Source organism: Chloroflexota bacterium, from assembly GCA_035652535.1.
In the GTDB taxonomy this organism is placed as follows: Bacteria; Chloroflexota; UBA6077; order UBA6077; family SHYK01; genus DASRDP01.
This window is the reverse complement of the sequence record DASRDP010000099.1, coordinates 1-8,194: the sequence shown is the minus strand read 5'-3', so window position 1 is coordinate 8,194 and position 8,194 is coordinate 1. Positions and strand designations below refer to the sequence as shown.

Genomic DNA, 8,194 nt, shown 5'->3' with positions numbered 1-8,194 from the left:
CTTCATGAGCAATCAGGCGCCGAATCATCAAGTCACCGAAGTTCAGCTTCATCCGGCGCACATTTTCGCTTAACCGGATGCTTGATGCTGGCCGTCCCATTCCAGGTTGGTGTCGGCGGACGCCTGGATTCGAAACTAGATCCGCCCGCGCGCCCTCACTGTGCGACCGTCGCCGAGACCGACAGTGGAGCTGACCCTCACGGTGGTGGTGTCAAGTTTGACCACGCTCGATGTCGCCGCCACAAGCGCCTGTACGGCTTTGTAATCAACCGCCCAGATTTGCGACTCACCCGCTTCAAGGCGGTGCGGCAACGCGGGGCCGATTAGTTCGCCGACTGGCTGCAGCGCGGTGCCCCCGGGGTTCGTCACGATCTTCCAGGAGGCGATAGTTACTGGAAGGCGGCCGACGCTTCTAACGTCGATCGCAGCTACCGGGCGTCCATAACCCTGCCGGCCCATCACGGCCCTCATGTTGTCATCGGAGAACTTCTCAGCTTCGAGCGTAATCACCATGCCGTTTCCAACGAGCCCTGGCTTGAAGGTGGCTTTTACACGGCCGCCCTCGAGAAAAAAGGTCGCGGCCTGCCAGCCTAGAGATAGACCGGCTAGCATCAGGCTCAGGACCGCGATCGCGAGGGTTGCGGTCTCGGCCTGAGTCATTGCGGGAAATGCCAGTTATCGAAGATAGTCGCTCGCGCTGCTGCTTCCATCACTTCGGCGCGGGGGCGATCGGCGTCCCCACTCTGGATTCGCCTTCGTAGCGCCGACAGTTCGTCAGCCCAAAGGTCGACATGCTCAGCCTTTTCGGGCGCACGATCCGGAAGACGATACGTCTCGGCCACCGCACGCGCTTCCGAGATCGATGCGTCCAAAGCCTCGAGGAGTGGCGTCATCCCGGCCGATGGCTGCCAGGCGCCAGCGGTGTCTAGAAGAGCCTCTTGGGCTAAATACAGCCGACGCTTGTTCGGGCTTACGACCATGTCCGACGGCCTCGGCTTGTGGTCTCTGCACCAGAAGCTCCGTTCGGCGCGCCAGTGGTCGAGGTAGTGGTAGGTCTCGCCGCGCTGGATGACGTGGCCGCAGTTTCGACACTCGCGTAGTCGTTTACTCGCACTAGCACGCACGACGGTATGAACCAGCATCGGGCCGCCTTGAGTCTACGACCGGGCAACTTGCTGGCTAACCCATTCTCAGCTCACGCAACCCGCGCAAGCGGCTTGGTGCGAAGACCACGAGCCCTAACCTGACGAATTCCGGAGCCCCGGCGCAGCCGTCTGGTAACGGACCTGGCCTGGCTGCTGTTTACGAGATCCTGCCGGCCGGTCAATACACGATGCGCCGGATGTTCTACGTCTGGCTCGGGGCTCCGACTCACGCGAATGACCTCGGCTTTGCAGGACAATTCGTCGGCGTCACGGCCTAACGGAGGTGCGTGCAAGCGCCCTTTAGATCGGTCCCTGGACCAATCGCGGCGATTTCGGGATTCAGGCTGACCCGGTTCGGTGCCGGCGGGGGCGTGATCGTGTCGTCCGGCTCGCGGGAGCTTTACGAAAACTACGGCCACTTCTAATGTGGGCGCCGTGGTTCGCGACGACCAGGCGCTGATGATCCTTATGCGTGGCATCGCCGCTGGCGACGCCGCAGTAGTAGCCCAATCGCTTGCCTCATCGCGAGCCCTGGCCTCATCGTCCCTCCGGCAGGGTGCGACGAGGCAGTCTGCGCACGACTATTTCTTCCACGAGATCGCCCACTACCTCTTCGCAGGCGACACACCGCTCCACATCGCTGCCGCCGCCCATCGAAAGGCGATCGTGTCCGACCTTCTATCGATGGGCGCGGACGTGAGAGCCAGAAACCGTCGCGGCGCTCAGCCGTTGCACTACGCCGCAGACGGGATGCCGGGTTCAGGTCACCTGGACCTAAACGCGCAGCGCGAGACCGTTATCGCGTTGCTCGAGGCCGGCGCCGATCCCAACGCGACAGATAAGGGTGGTGTCACGCCACTCCACCGGGCAGTCCGCAATCGGTGCTCATCGGCCGTCCGCGCACTCATCGATGGGGGCGCCGATGTGAGCCGGCCAAACGGCTCGGGGTCCACGCCGATGCAGCTCGCCCACTGGACAACGGGACGGGGTGGAAGTGGGTCGTCCAGCGCGAAGGCCGAGCAGAAGGTGATCGTGCAACTGCTGCTCGAGCATGGTGCGCGATAGCAGTGTCACCTCCAAGCGCGCGCACCGAGGCGGCTCGACTGACCGATCAGTGGCTAGTCGGTTCGCGATACGGAAACTGCGGCCACGATGGCTTCCTGGCCGGCGCTGACGTCAGGCCGGCGTTCCGAGCAGTTCGACGACCCTCGGCTCGTCGCGAATCGGGTCGAGGTCGGGGTCTAATCCCCATCGCATCTTCGCCCTGGACCTTCGTAACCCACTAACCTCGAGGACGTTCCATCGGTATGCGGGTGGCGCCTCGCCGGCTGCCGGTGATCCGCATTGGTGCGCTCGGGGCGTTGGTTGCGCTGGTCCTCGCGGGCATCCATATCTACCGGGCGAGCGCGTCCGGGGCCCTGGTGGACGAGCACGGTTCAGGACCAGGCGGCCAGACGACCGAAGTGTTCACCGTCCACGGGGCGTGGGATCTCCATTGGTCTTATGACTGCTCAGGGGCATCCAACGGATTCCAGAAGGTTGGCCAGTGTGACTTCCGCTTGGCCGTGAAGCGGTTGTCGGATTGTCAGGTCTCGGCTGAGAATCAAGGCGTCACCGAGCACGGTGTAAAGGGTCAGGGCGTGGTTCACAACCACACGCCCGGAACGTACTACGTCGTGGTTGACTCGGATGGCAGGTGGGCGTTCACGGTCACTGGATCCGGGCGCGGGTGGGGAGAGGGTCCGGCAGCCCACTGCAGCGACGGGTAAGGAACCGGAGCCAGACGGCCCGCCCGAGTCCGCCGATACAAAGAGCTGCCGGCGGACGTAGGCGACGCCTAGAGCATTCCCTCGACGAGCTGGTCGAGCCGCTCCGCCTGGCTGTGGATGTCTGACGCAAGGCGGCGCACGTCCGCGTCATACGCGCGATCGGCTTCGTTCACCTGCACGCTCAGCTGCTGGATCCCGGTCAGAGCCGTCTTGAACTCACGATTCAGCTTGGTCCGCGTCGTCTCGATGTCGGTCAGCATCTCGAGGAACTCTCTGCGCTCGATGATCATGTTCACGGTCAGCAGGACCGCCAGCGCGGCGGTCATGGAAGACATGAACAGGTCGATGTCGTGGCCGGTGAGCGAGGAATACACGTCACCCGCCGACGCCAGCAGCAGCGTCATCCACGGAAGCGCGAGCTGCCAGAGATCGAGCGGGACCGCCTGCTCCGCGCGCCTCGGTGCGCCGGCGGGGTAAACGGCCGCCAGCGCGATCATCAAGAAGCCCGCGAACCATCCGGTGTCGATGACGTTGCCCACCGCGCCGAACGCGTTCTGGGCGCTCAGATAGGCGAACGCGCTGTCCGCGATCGAGTAGCAGGCGATGCCCGCCAGCAGGAAGGCCATCCTTCCCGCCCGCTGCTGGCTCGCACGGCGGATTGCGAGGATGAGGATCGTGCCGATCAGGATGTCGCTGACGGGGTAAGCAAGGTCGAGCAGCTTGGTGGAGCTGCTGGATTGCCACACCGTTTTCAGCCCGAACGCCCACGCCGTCGACGTCAGGGCGATGGAGACGATGAGACCGTCGAACCAGACTCGCCAGTGCGAGGGAGTTCCCTGCGGCGCGCTCCAGAACGAGCGGATGCCGGCGATCGCGAAAGGCACCGCGGCGAGGAACCCCACGTCGGCAAGCGAGGGATACGGCGTGGGGACGTTCATGAACACTTCGTAGAACGACCACACGACCTCTCCGGCGCCCCATAGACCGGCGGAGATTCCCATGAGCGACCACCCGATCCGCTCTCGTCCGGTCGCATGGACCGCCGCCCAGCCGCAGGCGGCAGATGCCACAGCTGCCGCCACCGCCTCGCCGAGGTCGTCGAAGGCCGTCGTGCCGCGATCGCCAAGCAGGACGTTTCGCACGACGAGTGCGTACACGATGGATGCGGCCAGCACCGTCAGCGCGGTGACGGCGAACGTTCTCTGCCGGCGGTTCCAGGCGGCCCAGGCGCTCATCGACGAGCGAAAGTAAATCAGCCGGTGCGCCGGTTTCAGCCCACTTATCTCGCGAACTTCGCCCTGGACGTTCGAACCACGCGGCCTGGCGGTGCTGGCGGTCAAAAGGGGAGGATGGAGCGGTTGGATGTGCTCGCGTGGCTGATCGACTCCGACCCTGCCATCCGCTGGCAGGTGTTGCGCGACCTGACGGGCGCGTCCGCCGACGAGGTTGCCGCCGAGCGTCGACGCGTGGCGACGGAAGGTTGGGGCGCGCGGCTCCTGGCACTTCAGCGGCCGGACGGGCAGTGGGATGGCGGCGCCCCGACGTTCACGTCGGACAGGGCCGCCGAGTGGTGGCAATCGCTGCCGCCCGAAAGGAAGGGCACGCTCTTCCCGCAGTGGACCTCGACGAGCTGGAGCCTGAAGCTTCTCCAGAACTTCGGAGTCGACCCGGCGAGCCCGCAGGCCCGCAACGCGGTACGCCTCGTCCGCGAGAACTGCCGGTGGGAACACGACGGCGAGCCGTTCTTCGGGGGCGAGGTCGAGCCCTGCATCAACGGCCGGGTCGTTGCGCTCGGGTCCTATTTCGGCGACAACGTCGACCGCATCGTGGAACGGCTCCTCGGCGAGCAAATGGCCGACGGCGGATGGAACTGCGAGCAGGAGAACGGATCGACCCGCGGGTCGTTCCACTCCACGATCGAGGTGCTGGAAGGACTCCTCCAATACGAGCTGGCCACGGGCGCCCAGCCGGACGTGACGGCGGCCCGCCTCCGCGGCCACGAGTACATGCTCGAGCGGCGCATGTTTCGCAGGCTGTCCACCGGAGAGGTCATCGAACCGACCTTCACCTCGTTCTCCTACCCGACCGGCTGGTATTACGACGTGCTCCGCGGCCTCGACCATCTGCGCGCCGCCGGCGCCGCTCCGGACGCGCGGGCGGCCGAGGCGATCGAGCTGGTCGGGTCGAAGCGCGACGCGGACGGCCGATGGCCACTGGAGAACCCGCGGCCCGGACGGCTGCACTTCGCCATGGACGAGGGCGAGGGGTGGCCGAGCCGGTGGAACACCCTCCGGGCGATGCGCGTCCTCGGCTGGTACAACCAGGTGAAGATCGAGCCCGGCGCTTAGCTCTCCACGAGCCGGGCGATCTGCTTCACGTGGGTCCGCTCGTGGTTGGCCAGCCACGTCGCGTACTCCATCACGGTGCGTTCGCGTGCCTTACCGGCTCCCGTGACCGTGGCTGTCCGGGACCAGGCTTCCTCGGGCAGATGACGGAGCAAGTCAAGAAGCTCGGTCCTCTGCGCCACGAACGCCTTCAAGGATGACCCGAATTCCAGCTCGGGATAGTTCGTCTGCTTGATCCAGGTTCTAGGGTTTACGGCTCGAAACGTCGGATGGTCTTCGCGGACGATCCGGGCGATGTAGCCGCCCCACATGTCCGAGCACGACCGCAGGTGGGCGAGCACGTCATTGACGGACCACGTGGCTGGACTCGGGGCGCGATGCAGTCCGGCTGCAGGGACATGTTCCGTAGTCGTGGCGATGGCCTCAGGCTGCTCCCGGAGCCGCGTCAGGACCTGGTCGATCGTCAGCGATTCGTCGTACATGCGAGCCTCGATACGTCCTGCGCAAAACGTTGCGTGCGCGGCCGTTGCCTCGTTTGCCGGCCGGAACCCCATTTTGATTGATGGGACCGGCTCGGCCGTCCTTGACGGAGCGTTACCCTCAACCCCGGCAGATGGAAGGACACGGCCGGACCAGGAGGCGTTGAGCGGAGGGTCGCGAATGGGCAGCACGTTCGTCTTCTTCCCTGAAGGCGCGTTCGGACCGACCAACAACTGCGTCGGCATCGGCGACGTGCTTCGCCGGCGCGGCCATCGCGTCGTCTTCATCATCGAGGAGTCGTTCAAGGGAACACTCGAGGCGAAGGGATTCGAGGAACGCCTCATGCGGCTTGGCCCTCCACCGGCCGAGCCCGAGGCGCCCGGCCAGTTCTGGAAGGATTTCATCCGCGACACCGCGCCGGTGTTCCGTCGCTCGACTCTGGAGCAGCTGGAGGGGTTCATCGCCCCGACCTGGCAGGCGCTCGTCGACGGAGCCCGTTACGTCGACGAACGCCTGGCGGAGATATTCGACGAGCTGCAGCCTGACGTGATCATCGAGGACAACGTCGTAGGGTTTCCCGCGATCTCGGCGAGCGGGCGACCGTGGGTTCGCATCGCGTCCTGCAACCCGCTGGAGATGAAGGACGACACGCTTCCGCCCGTATTTTCCGGCTACCCGAGCGGGACGAGGTCGGGTTGGGACGAGTTCAAGGACGAGTACGCGAGATGCGTGCGGGACATGCAGCGAGAGTTCTCGGAGTTCTGTGTTTCCCGTGGCGCGCCGCCTCTGCCCGAGCTCGAGTTCATCGGCGAGTCGCCATGGCTGAACCTCTACCTGTACCCAGCCGAGCTCGACTATGCGCGTAGCCGTCCTCTCGCGCCGACCTGGCGGAATCTCGAAACCTGCGTGAGGTCGACGGACGCGGCGTGGGACGCGCCCGACCGCGACGGACGTTCGCTCGTTTACGTCAGCCTCGGCTCCCTCGGATCCGCCGACGTCCCGCTGATGAAGAGGCTCGTCGACGTCCTATCGAGGACGCCACACCGCTACATCGTCAGCAAGGGCCCGCAGCACGACGCGTATGAGCTGGCGCACAACATGACCGGCGGCGAGTTCCTGCCCCAGGCCTCGATTCTCACGCACGTCGATCTCGTCATCACGCACGGCGGCAACAACACGACGACCGAGTGCATGTACTTCGGCAAGCCGATGATCGTGCTACCGATCTTCTGGGACCAGCACGACAACGCTGCGCGGGTTCACGAGATGGGATACGGCGTGCGCCTGCCGACGTATGCGTTCGACGACGGCGAGCTGAGTTCGGCGGTCGACCGGCTCCTGGCCGACGAGCCGCTCCGCCGGCGTATGCACGCCGCGTCCATCGGTCTCCAGGCGCGCCCAGGCACGAAGCACGCCGCGGACCTGATCGAGGAGGTGGCGCAGCGCCGTGCCGCCGGGCGCGCGGAGACCAGGGCTTAGCGGTCAGGACAATCCCCATTTCGCAGGGTCGTCGAGAACGGTCGCGGCGGCCACGTTTTGCGCACTGGCGGCGTCGGCGCTCGAGAGTCCTGAGCGATATGTGAGCCCCGCGGGACTTTCGAGAAATATGGACGCGTAAAAGACGCAGGCCGCGAGGTATGTCCCCTCCTCCGTGGGGTGGCTGCCGTCATCCTGCCAGAGGCCGGAGCCCCGGCCCTGCGCGACCTGCGACATCCACGCCAACCCGACCGGAGCGACTTTGGCGTGCTGCCGGCGGGCGATCGTGGTGTAGCCGTCGTCGATGGCCGCCTGCATCGTCGGGTAGTCGGGCAGGCTCTGGGCCGGCCATCCGTTGCGGTGCGCCCAGGTGATGAAGAACAGCGGCTGGGCCCCGGCGAGGCGAGCCTTGTCCGCGAGGTCCTCGGCCGCCGGGTACATGTATGCCTCGCGCAGGCTCTCGACCGCCGGGATCTCGCTCTGCTCCTGCAGGATGACGAGATTCCATTTCGAGGAATTCAGCGTGCTCTCGGTCTGAGCAGCACGATCGTGGTCGGCGAGCGTCCAGCCGCCCGGTGCTTGCGTCGCCGTCTCGACTCGGTGGCCGCCGGACCAGGCGAGATCCGCGAACATCGTCGGCAGGTCGTTGGTAGACGTGTAGCTGTTGCCGATGAAGAAGATGCGCGTGCACGCGCTGCCCGACTGACATCCCGGGTTGGCATCCCTTCGCAGGTAAAGACCGAACGCGAGAGCGAAGACCGCGGCGACGGTCACGACGGCCAGCACCCACCGCACGCGGCGGCTCGGCCTCAAGCCATTTCCGGCGCCCACGCCGACACGATAGGCGCGTCTCGGCTCGGCCGGCCCGGCGTCGGGAAGCGTTCCTGTCGAATTCCTCCTTCGCCGTTCGTCCTATGAGTGCTGCAATCGAAACCGCACGAGGAGAAATGGCATGAGCAAGTTCATCTTCCTTCAGTAC

At 65.6% G+C, this 8,194-nt stretch carries 8 protein-coding genes; 4 read left to right on the top strand and 4 right to left on the bottom strand.

Annotation, left to right across the window (positions count from 1 at the left end; translation table 11 throughout):
* Positions 1-135 precede the first annotated feature (135 nt).
* The gene (locus tag VFC51_11980; protein HZT07743.1) at positions 136-660 is read right to left on the bottom strand and encodes a hypothetical protein; all 525 of its coding nucleotides are present in this window, start codon (positions 658-660) and stop codon (positions 136-138) included.
* Positions 661-1,580: 920 nt separating this feature from the next.
* Between VFC51_11980 and VFC51_11975 the strand changes: the two genes are divergently transcribed.
* Positions 1,581-2,210, top strand: a complete 630-nt coding sequence (locus tag VFC51_11975) for an ankyrin repeat domain-containing protein (protein ID HZT07742.1) — start codon at positions 1,581-1,583, stop codon at positions 2,208-2,210.
* 242 nt (positions 2,211-2,452) lie between these two features.
* Entirely contained in the window at positions 2,453-2,914 is a 462-nt protein-coding gene (locus VFC51_11970) for a hypothetical protein (protein ID HZT07741.1), read from the top strand.
* Between the two features lie 68 nt (positions 2,915-2,982).
* Here VFC51_11970 and VFC51_11965 read toward each other — a convergent pair whose 3' ends face one another.
* Positions 2,983-4,149, bottom strand: coding sequence for a hypothetical protein (locus VFC51_11965; GenBank protein HZT07740.1), 1,167 nt, complete (start codon positions 4,147-4,149; stop codon positions 2,983-2,985).
* A gap of 123 nt (positions 4,150-4,272) precedes the next feature.
* Between VFC51_11965 and VFC51_11960 the strand changes: the two genes are divergently transcribed.
* On the top strand, positions 4,273-5,262 hold the full coding sequence (locus VFC51_11960; GenBank protein ID HZT07739.1) for a hypothetical protein: 990 nt from the start codon (positions 4,273-4,275) through the stop codon (positions 5,260-5,262).
* On the opposite strand, the gene VFC51_11955 is transcribed toward VFC51_11960, so the two are convergent.
* On the bottom strand, positions 5,259-5,741 hold the full coding sequence (locus VFC51_11955) for a DinB family protein (GenBank protein HZT07738.1): 483 nt from the start codon (positions 5,739-5,741) through the stop codon (positions 5,259-5,261). The genes VFC51_11960 and VFC51_11955 overlap by 4 nt on opposite strands.
* Before the next feature lie 178 nt (positions 5,742-5,919).
* Between VFC51_11955 and VFC51_11950 the strand changes: the two genes are divergently transcribed.
* On the top strand, positions 5,920-7,218 hold the full coding sequence (locus tag VFC51_11950) for a glycosyltransferase (GenBank protein ID HZT07737.1): 1,299 nt from the start codon (positions 5,920-5,922) through the stop codon (positions 7,216-7,218).
* 3 nt (positions 7,219-7,221) lie between these two features.
* Here the strand turns inward: VFC51_11950 and VFC51_11945 are convergent, their stop codons facing one another.
* Positions 7,222-8,028: a DUF4886 domain-containing protein gene (locus VFC51_11945; GenBank protein HZT07736.1), complete on the bottom strand. Its 807-nt coding sequence runs from the start codon at positions 8,026-8,028 to the stop codon at positions 7,222-7,224.
* Positions 8,029-8,194: the final 166 nt, after the last annotated feature.